This is a genomic window from Pantoea phytostimulans, from assembly GCF_046118715.1.
Lineage (GTDB): Bacteria > Pseudomonadota > Gammaproteobacteria > Enterobacterales > Enterobacteriaceae > Pantoea > Pantoea phytostimulans.
This window is the reverse complement of sequence record NZ_CP173698.1, coordinates 3,762,765-3,780,836: the sequence shown is the minus strand read 5'-3', so window position 1 is coordinate 3,780,836 and position 18,072 is coordinate 3,762,765. Positions and strand designations below refer to the sequence as shown.

The following is an 18,072-nucleotide window of genomic DNA, read 5'->3' as shown; positions in this document are numbered from 1 at the left end:
GAACATATTTTTCTTTATTGTTATATTTCAAACAACAAATACGCTGTCTGCATTCGAATAATTTAAAATAAATCGAAATATTTAAGTAAAAAAAACGGCCCCCGAAGGAGCCGTTTTTTACACGTGATGCTTATTTAATTTGCGCGTGCATTTCCTGCACGGAAATCACTTGCTCAGTCGGATCGGCATTCAACGACATTGCGGTAGCAAAACCACCGTTCAGCGTAGTGTCGTAATGCACTTTGTACTGCAGTGCACTGCGGCGGATTAACTTGGAATCTTCAATCGCCTGGCGACCTTCCGTGGTATTCACGATGTAGGTGTATTCGCCATTCTTTAAACGATCCTGAATGTGCGGACGACCTTCATGCACCTTGTTTACCAGACGTGGATTGATACCCGCTTCACCCAACACCACGGCAGTGCCGTGAGTTGCATCCAGTTCAAAACCAAACTTCTGCAGCTTCGCGGCCAGGTCGACGATACGTTTTTTATCACCTTCACGCACCGACAGTAGTGCACGACCGGTTTTCTTCATGTTGCTCTGCGCACCCAGCATCGCTTTAGAGAAAGCTTCAGCAAAAGTACGGCCCACACCCATGACTTCACCGGTTGAGCGCATTTCTGGACCGAGAATCGGGTCAACGCCCTGAAACTTGTTGAACGGCAACACCACTTCTTTCACTGAATAGTACGGTGGAATCACTTCTTTGGTGACGCCCTGCTCAGCCAGCGTTTTGCCTGCCATCACGCGTGCAGCCACTTTCGCCAGCGGTACGCCGGTCGCTTTTGACACGAACGGTACAGTACGTGCGGCACGTGGGTTCACTTCAATCAGATAGACTTCGTTGTCTTTCACGGCAAACTGGACGTTCATCAAACCACGTACTTTCAGTTCAAAGGCCAGCTTTTCGACCTGCTGACGCATCACGTTTTGAATCTCTTGATTCAGCGTATAGGCTGGCAGTGAGCACGCGGAGTCACCAGAGTGAACGCCCGCCTGCTCGATGTGCTCCATGATGCCGCCAATGAACACGCGTTCGCCGTCGCAAATCGCATCAACGTCAACTTCTACCGCATCATCAAGGAAGCGATCCAGCAATACAGGCGCGTCGTTAGAGACCGATACCGCCGTCTGGAAATAACGCTTCAGGTCAGCTTCGTCATAGACGATTTCCATTGCGCGACCACCCAAAACATAGGATGGACGGACGACCAGCGGATAACCGATGCCAGCTGCTTTCTCGACAGCCTGCTCCAGCGTTGCCACGGTGGCGTTAGCCGGTTGTTTCAGGTTCAAACGTTCTACTGCTTGCTGGAAACGTTCGCGGTCTTCTGCGCGGTCAATGGCGTCTGGACTGGTACCAATTACCGGTACGCCAGCCGCTTCCAGCGCACGCGCCAGTTTCAGTGGAGTTTGACCACCATATTGCACGATTACGCCTTTCGGCTTCTCGATGCGAACAATTTCCAGCACGTCTTCCAGCGTGACCGGCTCGAAGTACAAGCGGTCTGAGGTGTCATAATCCGTTGATACGGTTTCAGGGTTACAGTTCACCATGATGGTTTCGTAACCATCTTCACGCAGCGCTAAAGAGGCGTGGACGCAGCAGTAGTCGAACTCAATACCTTGACCGATACGGTTTGGACCACCGCCCAGCACCATGATTTTCTCACGATCCTGATTTGGATTGGCTTCGCACTCTTCCTCGTAAGTTGAGTACATATAAGCGGTATCAGTTGAGAATTCTGCGGCGCAGGTATCAACGCGCTTGTAAACCGGATGTAAGTTGAACTGCTCACGCAGTTTACGGATTTCGCTTTCTGCCACGCCCGCTAACGTCGCCAGACGTGCATCGGCAAAGCCTTTACGCTTCAGAGCACGCAGGAACGTTTCATCAAGACTGTTTACCCCTTCGCGTGCAACCTGCTCTTCCAGACGGACTAACTCTTCAATCTGCACCAGGAACCAGCGGTCAACATTGGTCAGGTTGAAAACGCCATCCACTGACATACCTGCACGGAATGCATCAGCGATGTACCAGATACGATCTGAACCGGCGTCTTTTAATTCACGACGGATGCGGGTTAACGCTTCTGTATCATCAAGGCTGACTTTTGGATCGAAACCGTTAACACCGACTTCCAAACCACGCAGCGCTTTCTGCATTGATTCCTGGAAAGTACGGCCAATTGCCATCACTTCACCGACCGATTTCATCTGCGTGGTCAGGCGATCGTTAGCACCGGCAAATTTCTCAAAATTGAAGCGAGGAATTTTGGTCACAACGTAGTCGATAGAAGGTTCGAATGACGCAGGTGTTAAGCCACCGGTGATGTCATTCATCAGTTCATCAAGGGTGTAACCGACAGCCAGTTTGGCGGCAACTTTCGCAATCGGGAAGCCGGTAGCTTTCGATGCCAGCGCCGATGAACGTGACACGCGCGGGTTCATTTCGATGATGATTAAACGGCCATTCTTCGGGTTTACCGAGAACTGTACATTCGAGCCACCGGTTTCTACGCCAATCTCACGCAGTACCGCCATCGAGGCGTTACGCATGATTTGATATTCTTTATCGGTCAGCGTCTGGGCAGGTGCGACGGTGATGGAGTCACCGGTGTGAATGCCCATTGCGTCGAAGTTTTCGATGGAGCAGACGATGATGCAGTTGTCGTTTTTATCACGCACCACTTCCATCTCATACTCTTTCCAACCAATCAGCGATTCATCAATCAACAGCTCATTGGTGGGTGAAAGATCGAGACCGCGTTCGCAAATTTCTTCGAACTCTTCACGATTGTAAGCGATACCGCCACCGGTGCCGCCCATGGTAAAGGAAGGACGAATAATGCAAGGGAAACCGACATCGGCAGCCACTGCCAACGCTTCTTCCATGTTGTGAGCGATGCCGGAACGCGCGGTTTCCAGTCCAATACTCTTCATCGCCACGTCAAAACGACGGCGGTCTTCAGCTTTATCGATGGCGTCGGCAGTCGCACCAATCATGGTGACACCGAACTCTTCCAGTACGCCATGACGCTCCAGTTCAAGCGCGCAATTCAGCGCTGTCTGACCACCCATGGTGGGCAGCACGGCATCCGGGCGCTCTTTTTCAATGATTTTGCGTACCACTTCCCAATGAATCGGCTCAATGTAAGTCGCATCAGCCATTTCCGGGTCAGTCATGATGGTAGCCGGGTTGGAGTTCACCAGAATGACGCGGTAACCCTCTTCGCGCAGCGCTTTACACGCCTGCGCACCGGAATAGTCAAATTCGCAGGCCTGGCCAATCACAATAGGACCGGCGCCAAGAATCAGGATGGATTTTATGTCTGTACGTTTTGGCATGATTAGCTCCTGATTACTTCGCTTTAGAACGGAATGCGTCAATCAATTCAATAAAGTGGTCAAACAGTGGTGCTGCATCACCCGGACCCGGGCTGGCTTCTGGGTGCCCCTGGAAGCTGAACGCAGGCTTGTCGGTGCGATGGATGCCCTGCACGGTTTTATCAAACAGCGAGATGTGCGTAACACGTAAGTTGGCAGGCAGGTCAGCTTCATCAACAGCAAAACCGTGGTTCTGCGCAGTGATCATCACGGTATTATTATCGAAATCTTTAACAGGATGGTTGCCGCCATGGTGACCAAGCTTCATCTTCACCGTTTTAGCACCGCTCGCCAGCGCCAACAGTTGATGGCCAAGACAGATACCGAAAACTGGAATTTCCGTTTGCAGGAAGGACTGAATCGCCTTGATGGCATAGTCACAAGGTTCTGGATCGCCAGGACCGTTCGAGAGGAAGACGCCATCTGGATTCAGTTTCAATACGTCTTCTGCTGAAGTCTGCGCAGGCACCACTGTCAGACGGCAGCCGCGATCTACGAGCATGCGCAAAATGTTGCGCTTTACACCGTAATCATAGGCAACAACGTGATAAGGCAGCTCTTCTGCTTTTGTTTGTTCTGGCAGGCCGCCTTCTAACGCCCAGCTTCCCTGTTGCCAGGCGTAGCTTTCGGTGGTCGAGACTTCTTTCGCCAAATCCATGCCTTTCAAACCCGGGAACGCCTGCGCCTTTTGTAATGCGAGTGCTGCATCCGGGTTATCGCCCGCGATGATACAGCCGTTCTGCGCACCTTTTTCACGCAGCAAACGAGTCAGTTTGCGGGTATCGATATCGGCAATTCCAACAATGTTATTGCGCTGCAGATAAGCGGATAGGCTTTCTTCACTACGGAAGTTGCTGGTAATCAGCGGCAGATCGCGAATAACAAGGCCTTGAGCGTGGATTTGACTGGATTCTTCATCGGCGGCATTAACACCAACATTGCCGATATGGGGATAAGTGAGGGTAACGATTTGGCGGGAATAGGAAGGATCAGTGAGGATTTCTTGATAACCAGTCATTGACGTGTTGAAAACGACTTCCCCCACTGCCGACCCCGTTGCCCCGATGGCCCGACCGTGGAATTGGGTTCCGTCTTCCAGAACCAAGAGCGCTGACTTAATCAAAACATCCTCCAGGGAATAAACAGTCACAATATCTGCATATTAATTCATAATAGCTGCCTGAATCAATGCAAAAACCGCCTGAATTATCGATTTTTGGCAAATTGCGCGCATTCTAATGATCGCCCTGAAGCTTGTCTACCCTATGAACGTATTTTTTTGCCCTTTTCAGGCTTCTGGATGTTAAAACGGGGATAAGCAGTAAAAAGAGGGGAAAACTCGGATAATTAAACGATTGCCAGAGCATGAAAATTACAAAACGGAGCCGCCATACTATTATTTTTGACCATTTGGTCAAAATTGGCATTTTTAGCGGTTTTTCCTAAGTCAAAATCCAAAAAAAAAGCATTTCGAAGTGATTATTAAACCAAGCTCTTATTTTTTATAAAATAAAGGGCAGCAAAAAAGCTGCCCTACTTCAATCAATAAGTTACCGATTGAAACAACCACATCACGATGGTTCACAACACTCACAACATCGACAAATCCAGCACATCACGCATGTCATAAAGGCCACATTTATTGCCCTTCAACCAAAATGCCGCTTTAACAGCGCCATTTGCAAAGGTCATACGGCTTGAAGCCTTGTGCGTTATCTCTACACGCTCGCCAATATCCGCAAACATTGCCGTATGCTCACCGACAATATCGCCTGCCCGCACCGTGGCGAAACCAATGGTTTGCGGTTTGCGTTCGCCGGTATGGCCTTCACGCGCATACACGGCATGTTCATCCAGATTCCAGCTCATCGCATCAGCAATGGCTTCGCCCATCGCTAACGCTGTTCCAGAAGGCGCATCAACTTTGTGACGATGGTGCGCTTCCACAATTTCGATATCCGCATAATCGCCCATGACCTTCGCTGCTTTTTCAAGCAGCTTCAACACCAGGTTGACGCCAACGCTGAAATTGGCTGCGAACACGATCCCAATCTCTTCTGCGGCAGTGCGGATTGCCGCTTTGCCCGCTTCGTCGAAACCGGTAGTACCAATCACCATCGCCTTTTTATGCTCACGACAAATTGCCATATAAGCCAGCGTTGCTTCTGGGCGGGTAAAGTCGATCAGTACGTCAAAATCATCGATGACACTAAGAAGATCGTCGGTGATAAGCACCCCTGTTTTACCTACGCCAGCTAATTCTCCAGCGTCGCTGCCAATCAAAGATGACCCCGAGCGGGCCAATGCAGCACCCAGTTCAACGTCTTCCGCCTGCTGAGTTGCCTGAATCAGGTTACGCCCCATACGACCCGGCGCGCCGACGATGGCAATGCGGATATTTTTCATATTTATTCATTCCTAAGACAAAACTATGCATGCAAAGCGTAATCAGGTTAACGATGAGTTAACAACCACGCCACTATTAATCCAGGATAATAAGAATTTTATGCCAGCCGTGATCGATTATCAGTAAAAGCAATCTCATTGAGTGGAACCGCCGTTTTTTCAATCGGATAAAAACAAAAAAGGCCGAACTCAGTCGGCCTTTTTATCTTTTTCAGCATTATCGCTTTACTGAACGTTTCTTACATCAACACGCAGCTCTTTTGGCACTTCAAACACGATATTCTCTTCACGGCCAATCAACTCGATCGCCGCTTCCCCGCCCAGCTCACGCAGGCGCTGAATAACTTGCTGTACCAGAATATCGGGTGCCGATGCACCCGCCGTCACGCCAATGCAGTCAACGCCTTTCACCCACTCTTCCTGAATATCATCAGCGGAGTCGATCAGTTTCGCTAACTTTCCTGCGCGTTGCGCCAGTTCTGCGAGACGATTCGAGTTAGAGGAGTTTTTCGATCCCACCACCAACACCACAGCAGCATCGCGAGCCAACGTACGCACCGCTTCCTGACGATTAGTGGTGGCGTAGCAGATATCATCTTTACGTGGGCCGATGATCGCGGGGAAGCGTTGGCGCAGCGCATCAATGATGTCAGACGTATCATCCACTGACAGCGTGGTTTGCGTCATAAAGCTCAAATTGCTTTCATCTTTGACTGACAATTTGAACACGTCTTCTGGCGACTCGACCAGATACATGCCGCCATTGGGATTACTGTATTGGCCCATGGTGCCTTCAACTTCAGGATGGCCTGCATGTCCAATCAGAATCGCTTCTACGCCTTTACGGCTGGCACGTGCCACTTCCATATGCACTTTGGTAACCAATGGACAGGTCGCGTCAAACAGCATGGTCAGGTTACGTGCTTTCGCTTCAGCGCGAACAGCTTGTGAAACGCCGTGCGCTGAAAAAATCAGAATTGCGTTATCAGGCACTTCACTGATTTCTTCAATGAAGATCGCGCCGCGCTCGCGCAAGCTATTAACCACGTAGCGGTTATGTACCACTTCGTGGCGTACATAGATTGGCGCCCCGTACATTTCTAATGCACGCTCAACAATACTGATTGCCCGATCAACCCCAGCGCAGAAGCCGCGCGGATTAGCCAACAGAATTTGCATCGTTCGCCTCCAGTACCGGATCAATCTCCAGCACTTCTACATCAAACTGAACGCGATGGCCTGCCAGCGGATGGTTGAAATCAACGGTGATAGAATCGCCGGAAACCTCACGTATCACGCCTGGCATTTCGCTTCCGCCCATGCCGCTAAACAGCATGATAGCGCCGACTTCAGGTTCACCTGCGTCGATAAAATCGCGACGCGAGAAATACTGGATGAGATCGGGACTGATGCTGCCAAATGCGTCTTCGGGCGCCAACGTGAAGTTGCGCTTCTCGCCCACTTTTGATCCCAGCAACGCCTGTTCCAGCGCAGCGGAAAGGCTGCTATCGCCCAGACGAAACAGCGCTGGTTTGCCGTTTGCACGGGTCGATTCCGCCGTAGAGCCATCTTCCAGCTTCAGCGTAAAATGCACCAACACCGCGCTTTCGCGCTGTACAGACTCAGTCATGACTTACCCTTTCTGTTTTGCCTGTTTGCTGGTTGGGCTGAAAAAGCCCTCCAGCACCACCAACGCAGCACCAATACAGATGCCGCAATCAGCAATATTAAACGTAGCGAAATGCCAGTTGCCGACGTAGAAGTCGATAAAATCGACCACAAAGCCGTGATACGAACGATCAAACAGATTGCCCACCGCGCCACCCACAATCAGTGCGTAAGCGATGTTCGCGATTTTTTGGCTGGCGCGATTGCGATACATCATCACTAACAGCGACACGACGATTGCAATCGCAATACCGGCAAAGAACCAGCGTTGCCAGCCGCCTTTATCGGCTAAAAAGCTAAACGCCGCACCGTAATTGTGGGCGTAAAACAGGTTAAAGAACGGCATCAGTGGCTGCGTCTCGTGCAGCATCATGTTGTTCATCACCCATTGCTTACTGGCAAAGTCGACAACGATGACGATCAGCACCAGCCATAGCCAGCGCAGTCCGGTAGAGAAAATAGGTTTACTCATCAGGCAAACTTACGCTCTTCACCGTTACCGGCTACGTTGGTGAAACAGCGACCACAAACTTCTGCGTGCTCTGGATTTTGACCAACGTCGGTCGTGTAGTGCCAGCAGCGTGGGCATTTCTCGCCTTCCGCTTTATGCAGTGCCACTTTCAAACCTTTCAACAGCTCACTTTGCTGCGCTTCGTCACTCGCCAAGGCGTAATCTGCAACCTTCGCCCCAGACGTTAGCAGTACAAAACGCAATTCGTCGCCCAATGCTTGCAGCTTAGCCGCTAGCTCAGGGTCCGCATACAGCGTAACCGTGGCTTCCAGCGCACCGCCGATGCGTTTATCGCCACGCGCCTGTTCGATCACCTTGTTGACTTCGCCGCGCACTTTCAGCAGCTCGCTCCAGTAGGCATCGTTCAATGCTTCGTTTTCTGCCAGACCAAACAGGCCCTCATACCACTCTTCAGTGAAGACATACTGTGCACGATCGCCCGGCAGGTAACCCCAAATTTCGTCAGCGGTGAAGGACATGATAGGTGCCATCCAGCGCACCAACGCCTCAACAATATGCCACAGCGCGGTCTGGCAGCTGCGACGCGCCAGGCTATCGCCTTTGGCGGTATACTGACGATCTTTGATGATATCGAGATAGAAGGAACCCATTTCTACTGAGCAGAACTGCATCAGGCGCTGAATCACTTCATGGAAGTCATAATTTTCGTAAGAGGCAACGATATCAGCCTGCGCGGCTTGCGCACGACCAACAGCCCAGCGATCGACCACCACCATATCTTCTGGTTTTACCAAATCGGTGGCGGGATTAAAGCCACTCAGGTTCGCCAGCAGGAAACGCGAGGTGTTACGAATACGACGGTAAGCATCAGCTGAACGCTTAAGGATTTCGTCAGAAACGGCCATCTCGCCAGAGTAGTCAGTAGAAGCGACCCATAAACGCAGGATATCAGCGCCCAGTTTGTTCATCACATCTTGCGGCGATACGGTGTTACCGATGGATTTCGACATTTTGCGGCCTTGGCCGTCAACGGTGAAACCATGGGTAAGAACCTGACGATAAGGCGCTTTGCCTTTCATTGCCGTGGAGATCATCAAGGATGACATAAACCAGCCGCGATGCTGGTCTGAGCCTTCCAGGTAGAGATCCGGCGTATGCCCCTCAAATTCTGAACGCGCATCAACCACGGAATAGCTGGTTGAACCGGAGTCAAACCAGACATCAAGTGTATCTGGCACTTTACGATAGTGATCGGCGTCATCGCCCATCAGCTCACGCGGATCGAGATCCCACCATGCCTGGATGCCATCTTGCTCAACGCGTTTGGCGACTTTTTCCATCAGCTCAAGCGTATCGGGGTGCAACTGCTCAGATTCATTATGAACGAACAGCGCCATCGGCACACCCCACGTACGCTGACGTGAAATACACCAGTCAGGACGGTTAGCGACCATTGATTCAATGCGCGCCTGGCCCCAGTCTGGGATCCACTGCACACCTTTGATCTCTTTCAGCGACTGCGCACGCAGGCCTTTTTGATCCATGCTGATAAACCACTGCGGCGTCGCACGGAAGATAATCGGCGTCTTGTGGCGCCAGCAGTGCGGATAGCTGTGCAGCAGTTTTTCAACGTGCAGCAGCGCCCCTTTCTCTTTCAGCAGCTCAACGATCACATCATTGGCTTTAAAGACGTTGATACCATCCAGCGTTGGATAAGTACCTGGCAGGAAAGCGCCATCTGGCCCAACTGGGTTAGCGACTTCGATGCCATATTTCTGGCCGATGACATAGTCATCCGGGCCGTGGCCTGGCGCAGTGTGAACGGCACCCGTACCTGCTTCGAGCGTAACGTGCTCGCCTAAAACCACCAAGGATTGGATATCAAGGAAAGGATGCTGGAATTTTTGCAGCTCAAGGGCTGCACCTTTGCATTCGCCCAGCACAGTCCACTCGCTGACACCTGCACGCTTGAGCACGCTTTCGACCAACTCTTTGGCAAGGATCAGCGCACGGCCTTCGATCTGTACCAGTTGATATTCGAATTCAGGGTGCAATGAGATGGCACGGTTAGCCGGCATGGTCCAAGGCGTGGTCGTCCAGATCACTAAAGAAATGGGGCCGTTAACCTGTGATACGCCGAAAGCACTGCGCACCGCATCCGTATCGATGGCGTTAAACATCACATCAATAGATGGCGAGGTTTTGTCGTAATACTCAACTTCCGCTTCCGCTAATGCTGAGCGGCAATCCATACACCAATGCACCGGCTTAGCGCCTTTGTGTAGGTGACCATTGCCGATAATTTTGCTCAGCGCGCGAATGATATTGGCTTCGGTCTGGAAATTCATCGTCAGATATGGACGATCCCAGTCACCTAATACGCCTAAGCGGATAAAGTCAGCTTTCTGTCCTTCTACCTGCTCGGCAGCATATTTACGGCAGGCTTCACGAAATTCAGCCGCAGTGACTTTCTCACCCGGCTTACCAATCATCTGCTCGACTTTATGCTCGATAGGCAAACCGTGGCAGTCCCAGCCTGGAACGTAAGGCGAATCATAGCCCGCCATGCCTTTCGACTTAACGATAATGTCTTTCAGAATCTTGTTAACTGAGTGACCAATATGAATGCTGCCGTTCGCATAAGGAGGGCCATCGTGCAGGATAAAGGTTTTTTTCCCTTTTTTGGCTGCGCGGATGATGCCGTAAAGGTTGTCATCATACCAACGTTGCAGCATTCCCGGTTCGCGCTTGGCCAGATCGCCACGCATCGGGAACCCCGTTTCCGGCAAATTCAGGGTAGATTTATAGTCACTCATCAGATTCTCGATTCCGTTTTTCGCTCAGGTTAAAGCCCAAAGAACTGCCGGGCCGTTACCACATCTTTCGCAATTTGTTCTTTCAACGCCTCCAGTGAGGCAAAGCGCTGCTCGTTTCGTAATTTTTTCTTCAGCACAACATCAATGTGCTGACCATATAGATTCATATTGATGTCAAGCAGGTGAACTTCAAGCTGCTGGCGCAAACCTTTTACCGTTGGGCGCGTACCAATATTGGCCACACCCGGCAGCGGCTGCGGCGTCAAGCCGTGCACCTCAACCGCAAAAACGCCTTTCACCGGCGAGACAGCGCGGCGTAAAGGAAGGTTCGCGGTGGGAAAACCAAGGGTGCGTCCCAGTGCATCACCGTGCACTACGCGGCCTGAAATACTGAAAGGATGGCCTAACAATGACTGCGCCAGCGCAAAATCATCATCGGCCAGCGCCTGACGCACAGCGGTGCTGCTAATACGCTTACCGCCGTCACAAAAGGTCTGCGTGCTGACTACATCAAAGCCATATTCAGCACCCGCTTTCTGTAATAACAGGAAATCACCCAGACGACCAGCGCCAAAACGGAAATCATCGCCGACCGCGAGAAACTTCACATTGAGCTTTTCGACCAGCAGTTCAGCAATAAAACTCTGGGCTGATAATGCCGCAAAGCGGCGATCAAAACGTACGCAGACCACTTCATCAATACCGGCTTCAGCCAGATACTTCAGCTTTTCGCGCAGACGCGTTAAACGGGCCGGGGCTTTTTCGCCAGCAAACAGCTCCAGCGGCTGTGGCTCAAACAGCATCACCATTACCGGCAGATTACGTTTACGTCCCTCTTCGCGAAGCTGGGACATCAGCGCCTGATGACCGCGGTGCACGCCATCAAAATTACCAATGGTCAGAACGCAGCCGCGATGCTGCTCTTTAATGTTATGAATGCCGCGGATAAACTTCATGGCTGACTCAACGCGATGGAAATCGGCGGATTATACCCTCGAAAGCCGCGAAGGTTAACCCGTCAGCACGCCTTTCCTGCTTTATGGCGGTCATTTCCTGTTGTCAGAGCGATACAGAAGAATTTTGTCGCGAAATACTGTATTCAGCGAGGGGAAGCTGGTAGAATCTTGCGCCATCAAATACGTAACCGAGTGTCGTCCGCGCTGTTGAATGTAAGCGACGCTTATTTGCACAAATCCATTGACAAAATTAGGTTCGAAAGGCATAGTCCTCGGCCTTTGATTTGTCTATATAGAACACATTTGGGAGTTGGACCTTGGCTAATATCAAATCAGCTAAGAAACGCGCCGTAACATCTGAGAAACGCCGTAAGCATAACGCTAGCCGCCGCTCTATGATGCGTACCTTCGTTAAGAAAGTATACGCGGCGATCGCTTCAGGCGACAAAGCTGCTGCGCAGAACGCATTCAACGAAATGCAACCAATCGTGGACCGTCAGGCTGCTAAAGGTCTGATCCACAAAAACAAAGCTGCCCGTTATAAAGCAAACTTAACGGCTCAGATCAACAAACTGGCTTAATCGCCTTTTGTTAATCGCTTTGTTGAAAGAACCGGCGCTAAGCCGGTTTTTTTTCGTCTGCTGATCGTGGCGCAAACAGTTCACTAAAATCGCGATGGCAGATACGCTGCACTGCCGGATGCTGAATCATCCGCTCGGCAAAAATAACGTGATACTCCTCCATCACTGAATCCAGCCTCCCTAGCTCATACATTCCATCGCTTTGATAGATATCTTGCCCGTACAGACTCGGGGCAACAAAAATGGCATTTTGCTGCGTCCCGAAAGATTTCATCAGTGCTGCATCATCAAACTCGCCTAAAATTTCAACCTGCAATCCCTGACTATGAATCCAGTTAAGAATCTTGCGGCCCGGCATTGAACGTCGTCCTGGAATGAGTAATTGACGCGTCTCCAGACACGCAGGGAACGGTAATTCTGGCAGCGGCTGTGTACACCAAAAGCTCAACGGACATTCGCCCAGCTTCACCGAAAACAGCCCTTCCTGCTGCGTGGAATCAATCGAGCAATCCGATACAATCATATCCAACTTATGCTGGCTGAGTTGCTCCAGTAGCATTTCATGGGTCGATTCAAAACAGCGCAGATGAATCTTTTCACCCGATACCACCGCCGCTTCTAATATTTTACTGACGAGCTGTTTAGACAGCGCATCCGCGACCCCGACATCAAACAACAGATGCGATTCTTTGCGGTAATTAACAATATCCAGCATTTCATGACTCAGCATAAACATGCGATCGGCATAGCGGAAAACCAGTTGCCCCAGTTCAGTCGGCACTAATCCCCTTCCCTGCCGCCGGAACAGTTTGCCTTGCAGGCGCTCTTCGAGCGCCTTGATTTGGCCAGTTATGGTTTGCGGTGTCAGAAAGAGTGCTTCTGACGCACCAACGATTGAACCTTCGCGGCACACATGCCAGAAATAATAAAGGTGGTTGTAATTGAGGTGCGGCATACCTACTTTCTCAACCTTTTACGCTGCACGGTTTGCCAGACGACGCCACAGAATGAGATAACCCAAGACAGCAGAGAGTATCGAGCCCATCAGGATGCCAAGCTTCGCGAGCGTAATAAGTTCTGCATTGTGGTCGCCATACGCCAGCGAGGCGATAAAGATCGACATCGTAAAACCGATGCCGCACAGCACACCGACTGCGGCGATGTCTTTCAAATCAGTTTTTTCAGGCAGTTTGGCCAAGCCGGTTTTTACCGCCAGCCAACAGAACAGCGTAATCCCCAAAGGCTTACCGATCAGTAATCCCGCCACGATGCCCAGCGGTAACAGTGAAAACAGGTGCCCGAATGAAACACCGTCTAGCGAGACACCGGCATTAGCAAAAGCAAACAGCGGTAAAATCAACCAACGCACCCAAGGATGCAGCGCATGCTCAAGGTGAATGGCTGGAGAATGCCCATCCTTCTTAGCCAATGGAATCAGGAAGCCGACCACAACACCCGCCAGCGTCGCATGTACCCCTGATTTCAACACTGCAGTCCATAACACGATTCCTACAATCAAATAGAGACCGGTATTACGCACATTCATCAGGTTCATCAGCCCCAATACAACAATGGCTGCAGCGGCAACGCTCAAGGATACCAGGGAAAGATCGGAGGTATAAAACAGAGCAATGATGACTATCGCGCCGAGATCGTCAATGATTGCCAACGCCATCAGGAATATTTTCAACGCGGGCGGCACGCGACTGCCCAATAACGCCAAAATACCCAAAGCAAAAGCGATATCCGTTGCGGTAGGAATGGCCCAGCCGCTGTGTGTGGCTGGATCTGCGCCATTGAAAAGCAAAAACAATATCGCGGGTGCGACCATGCCGCCCAGGGCTGCAATCAGCGGAAAAATGGCTTGTTCACGTTTAGCTAGCGCGCCCATCACTAATTCGCGCTTCACTTCCAGTCCAACCATCAGGAAAAACAGTGCCATCAGCGCATCGTTAATCCATAACAGTAAATTTTTGCTGATATCGAGATCGCCGAAACGGAACTCCACCGGAATAGCGAGGAAGTCGAGATAGCTTTGCTGCGTACCGCTGTTATTTGCTAAAACCATCGCCAACGCCGCAGCGATGATCAGTACGACGCCACCCGTTGCGTCACTATGGAGAAATTTTTTAAGTTGAATGTTCATGAACAAGCATCCTTTTCCAAAGGGAAAATTAAAGGCGTTAGATTACCGCCTATGATAGCTCGAAAAAAGCAGGTTATTCATGAGACATGGCTCGGAAATACCGAACCTTTGAAGATAAGCATAAAAAAGCCAGCGACAGTGCGCTGGCTTTTTCAGAGAGTGAAAACTTATCGGGTCAAGTCATCAAAGAACTTCTTTACGCCATCAAAAAAGCTTTTTGAGCGCGGGCTGTTGTGTTCACCGCTTGGCCCGCCAAAGCTCTCTTCCAGTTCACGCAGCAGCGATTTCTGTTTTTCGTTGAGGCTAACCGGGGTTTCCACCACAACGCGACACAGCAAGTCGCCCACTGCACCACCGCGCACCGACTTCACCCCTTTGCCACGCATACGGAACAGCTTGCCCGTTTGCGTTTCAGTAGGCACTTTCAGCTTCACACGACCATCCAGCGTCGGCACTTCAATTTCGCCGCCCAGCGCTGCCATCGCAAAATTGATCGGCACTTCGCAATAGAGGTTGTTATCTTCACGTTCAAAGATCGGGTGTTTCTTCACCGATACCTGAACATAAAGATCGCCCGCTGGTGCACCGTGCTCACCCGCTTCACCTTCGCCAGTCAGACGAATACGATCGCCGGTATCCACACCCGCAGGGATTTTCACTGACAGCGTTTTCGATTTCTCGACGCGTCCATGACCATGACAGGCGTTGCACGGGTCTTTAATCACCGAGCCACGACCGTGACAGGTTGGACAGGCTTGCTGCACGGTGAAGAAACCTTGACGCATCTGCACCTGGCCTTGGCCATGACAGGTAGAACAGGTTTGCGGTTTGGTGCCGGCTTTCGCGCCGCTGCCGTGGCAAACTTCACACTCTTCCAGCGTTGGAATGCGGATCTCTTTGGTCACGCCGCGTACCGCTTCTTCCAGCGACAGCTCCATGTTGTAGCGTAAATCAGCGCCACGGGATGCGCGCTGACGGCGACCACCACCAAAGATGTCGCCAAATACGTCGCCAAAGATATCGCTGAAATCGGCACCGCCGCCGCCACCGAATCCACCGCCGCCCATACCGCCTTGTTCAAAGGCTGCATGGCCATATTGATCGTAGGCCGCACGCTTCTGCGCGTCGGTCAGGATTTCGTAAGCTTCTTTTATCTCTTTAAACTTGTCTTCGGCCGCTTTATCCCCAGGATTACGGTCCGGGTGAAATTTCATTGCCAGGCGTTTATATGCCTTTTTGATTTCACGCTCGTCTGCGGATTTGGCGACGCCTAAAATCTCGTAGTAATCACTCTTCGCCATATTTATTTAGCCCTTAACATGATCGCACGGGCGTGGAGAAAACTCCTACGCCCGTGCTGGTTTCAACGGCTGTCAGGCCAACCGTCGCGCCCGGTCAGGGGCAATTATTTCTTGTTGTCTTTTACTTCTTCAAATTCAGCGTCAACCACGTCATCTTCTTGCTTCGCTGACGCGTCGCCTGCATCGGCAGCACCCGCCTGAGATTGCTGTGCTGCTTCCATCAGTTTGCTGGATACTTCCATCAGCGCCTGCATTTTAGCTTCGATCTCTGCTTTATCTTCACCTTTCAGCGCTGTTTCCAGCTCAGCCAGGGCTGCTTCGATCGGTGCTTTGTCATCAGCTGACAGTTTGTCGCCCGCTTCTTCCAGCTGCTTGCGCGTGCTGTGGGCAATCTGATCGCCCTGGTTACGCGTTTGAACCAGCTCTTCGAACTTGCGGTCCGACTCAGCGTTCGCTTCTGCATCACGCACCATTTTTTCGATCTCTTCTTCATTCAGACCTGAAGAAGCCTTGATGGTGATTTTCTGCTCTTTGCCGCTGTTTTTGTCTTTTGCAGAAACATGCAAAATACCGTCAGCATCAATGTCAAAGGTCACTTCAACCTGTGGCATACCGCGTGGCGCTGGCTGAATACCGTCGAGGTTAAACTGGCCCAACGATTTGTTATCGCTAGAACGCTTACGCTCACCCTGCAACACGTGAATGGTCACGGCGCTCTGGTTATCTTCAGCTGTTGAGAACACCTGGCTGTGCTTGGTTGGGATCGTGGTGTTCTTGCTGATCAGCGAAGTCATCACGCCACCCATGGTTTCGATACCCAGCGACAGCGGAGTAACGTCCAGCAGCAGGACGTCTTTCACTTCGCCGCCCAGAACACCACCCTGCACTGCAGCACCTACTGCCACTGCTTCGTCCGGGTTCACGTCTTTACGTGGCTCTTTACCGAAGAATTCAGTCACTTTAGCCTGAACCAGCGGCATACGCGTTTGACCACCAACCAGAATCACATCGTTGATTTCTGATACAGACAGGCCAGCATCCTGCAGCGCCACTTTCAGCGGAGCAATCGAACGTGCAACCAGATCTTCAACCAGCGATTCCAGCTTAGAGCGCGTTACTTTGATGTTCAGGTGCTTAGGACCCGTCGCATCTGCAGTGATGTACGGCAGGTTAACGTCAGTCTGCTGCGCAGAAGAGAGTTCGATTTTCGCTTTCTCTGCGGCTTCTTTCAGACGCTGCATTGCCAGCGGATCGTTGTGCAGATCGATGCCCTGATCTTTCTTAAATTCTGCAACCAGGTAGTTGATCAGGCGGCTGTCGAAGTCTTCACCACCCAAGTGGGTATCACCGTTGGTCGCCAGAACTTCAAAGGTTTTTTCGCCATCAACTTCATCAATTTCGATGATGGAGATATCAAAAGTACCACCACCCAGGTCATATACCGCGATAGTGCGGTTACCCTGACCTTTGTCCAAACCATAAGCCAGTGCAGCGGCTGTTGGTTCGTTAATAATACGTTTTACTTCCAGACCCGCGATGCGACCTGCATCTTTGGTCGCCTGACGCTGGGCGTCATTGAAGTAAGCTGGAACGGTAATAACCGCTTCAGTCACTGGCTCACCGAGGTAATCTTCCGCGGTTTTCTTCATTTTTTTCAGCACTTCGGCAGAAATCTGCGGTGGTGCCATTTTCTGGCCTTTCACTTCCAGCCATGCATCGCCGTTATCGGCGTTAGCAATTTTGTACGGCATGATTTTGATATCACGCTGTACTTCTTCATCCTGGAAACGACGGCCAATCAGGCGCTTGATCGCGAACAACGTGTTCTGCGGGTTAGTCACTGCCTGACGTTTAGCCGGCTGACCAACCAGAATTTCGCCATCCTGGGTATAAGCGATAATCGAAGGCGTGGTGCGATCGCCTTCGGCGTTTTCCAACACGCGAGCTTTACCGCCATCCATGATCGCAACACAAGAGTTGGTTGTGCCCAGGTCAATACCAATAATCTTACCCATCTAAACGTCTCCCACTTAAATTCTTTGCCAATTTGGGTTGTGAACCTGTTATGCGGGCGGGTTGTTTACTTTCAACCATCACCACATGCTTTTTTCCAACGTTCACAACGCTCGATGACAAGTAAATGGGGCCGCTTCGAAGCGCATCAAGGGTTAAACCAAAAAAAAATTTCGATCTTCTTTCTACTCAGATCAAAGACGTTGCGTCAGCGCCTCTCTGTGAGCTGCTCCCAGCCATTGCAAACAGGGCTTTCGGGCAAAAAACATCCCCTAAATCCACATTCGAGACATTACAGGAACAATGAGCACCATAACGTTGG

The 18,072-nt window shown here is 51.0% G+C and carries 13 protein-coding genes; 1 reads left to right on the top strand and 12 read right to left on the bottom strand.

The genetic code is table 11. The features are described 5' to 3' along the window. Window positions 1-130 precede the first annotated feature (130 nt). From carB to ribF, 8 genes are all read right to left on the bottom strand, one after another. Window positions 131-3,352: a carbamoyl-phosphate synthase large subunit gene (gene carB, locus ACF2G4_RS17530; RefSeq protein WP_215847664.1), complete on the bottom strand. Its 3,222-nt coding sequence runs from the start codon at window positions 3,350-3,352 to the stop codon at window positions 131-133. A gap of 13 nt (window positions 3,353-3,365) precedes the next feature. Continuing rightward, window positions 3,366-4,514, bottom strand: a complete 1,149-nt coding sequence (carA, locus tag ACF2G4_RS17525) for a glutamine-hydrolyzing carbamoyl-phosphate synthase small subunit (RefSeq protein ID WP_243078620.1) — start codon at window positions 4,512-4,514, stop codon at window positions 3,366-3,368. A gap of 467 nt (window positions 4,515-4,981) precedes the next feature. Continuing rightward, window positions 4,982-5,797 (bottom strand): 4-hydroxy-tetrahydrodipicolinate reductase, encoded by an 816-nt coding sequence (gene dapB, locus ACF2G4_RS17520; protein ID WP_215847666.1) that lies wholly within the window; start codon window positions 5,795-5,797, stop codon window positions 4,982-4,984. A gap of 225 nt (window positions 5,798-6,022) precedes the next feature. Beyond that, a complete protein-coding gene (gene ispH, locus ACF2G4_RS17515) occupies window positions 6,023-6,976 on the bottom strand; it encodes a 4-hydroxy-3-methylbut-2-enyl diphosphate reductase (protein ID WP_215847667.1) in 954 nt (317 codons plus the stop codon). Further along, complete coding sequence (fkpB, locus tag ACF2G4_RS17510; protein WP_215847668.1) at window positions 6,957-7,427, bottom strand: FKBP-type peptidyl-prolyl cis-trans isomerase; 471 nt, start codon at window positions 7,425-7,427, stop codon at window positions 6,957-6,959. The genes ispH and fkpB overlap by 20 nt, the downstream gene beginning before the upstream one ends. Window positions 7,428-7,430: 3 nt before the next feature. After that, entirely contained in the window at window positions 7,431-7,937 is a 507-nt protein-coding gene (gene lspA, locus ACF2G4_RS17505; RefSeq protein WP_243078622.1) for a signal peptidase II, read from the bottom strand. Continuing rightward, window positions 7,937-10,753 carry an isoleucine--tRNA ligase gene (ileS, locus tag ACF2G4_RS17500; RefSeq protein WP_409075226.1) on the bottom strand — a complete coding sequence of 939 codons (2,817 nt, stop codon included), beginning with the start codon at window positions 10,751-10,753 and terminating at the stop codon, window positions 7,937-7,939. The genes lspA and ileS overlap by 1 nt, the downstream gene beginning before the upstream one ends. A 29-nt stretch (window positions 10,754-10,782) precedes the next feature. Then, window positions 10,783-11,709 (bottom strand): bifunctional riboflavin kinase/FAD synthetase, encoded by a 927-nt coding sequence (ribF, locus tag ACF2G4_RS17495; RefSeq protein ID WP_215847669.1) that lies wholly within the window; start codon window positions 11,707-11,709, stop codon window positions 10,783-10,785. A 317-nt stretch (window positions 11,710-12,026) separates the two neighbouring features. On the opposite strand from ribF, the gene rpsT reads away from it, so the two are divergent. Continuing rightward, window positions 12,027-12,290 carry a 30S ribosomal protein S20 gene (rpsT, locus tag ACF2G4_RS17490; protein WP_006117633.1) on the top strand — a complete coding sequence of 88 codons (264 nt, stop codon included), beginning with the start codon at window positions 12,027-12,029 and terminating at the stop codon, window positions 12,288-12,290. A gap of 37 nt (window positions 12,291-12,327) precedes the next feature. On the opposite strand, the gene nhaR is transcribed toward rpsT, so the two are convergent. From nhaR to dnaK, 4 genes are all read right to left on the bottom strand, one after another. Beyond that, on the bottom strand, window positions 12,328-13,245 hold the full coding sequence (nhaR, locus tag ACF2G4_RS17485) for a transcriptional activator NhaR (protein WP_409075225.1): 918 nt from the start codon (window positions 13,243-13,245) through the stop codon (window positions 12,328-12,330). Window positions 13,246-13,263: 18 nt separating this feature from the next. Next, window positions 13,264-14,436: a Na+/H+ antiporter NhaA gene (nhaA, locus tag ACF2G4_RS17480; RefSeq protein ID WP_243078625.1), complete on the bottom strand. Its 1,173-nt coding sequence runs from the start codon at window positions 14,434-14,436 to the stop codon at window positions 13,264-13,266. Window positions 14,437-14,603: 167 nt separating this feature from the next. Next, window positions 14,604-15,737: a molecular chaperone DnaJ gene (gene dnaJ, locus ACF2G4_RS17475; protein ID WP_215847672.1), complete on the bottom strand. Its 1,134-nt coding sequence runs from the start codon at window positions 15,735-15,737 to the stop codon at window positions 14,604-14,606. A 104-nt stretch (window positions 15,738-15,841) separates the two neighbouring features. Next, window positions 15,842-17,752, bottom strand: a complete 1,911-nt coding sequence (gene dnaK, locus ACF2G4_RS17470; RefSeq protein ID WP_243078626.1) for a molecular chaperone DnaK — start codon at window positions 17,750-17,752, stop codon at window positions 15,842-15,844. Between the last annotated feature and the right edge of the window lie 320 nt (window positions 17,753-18,072).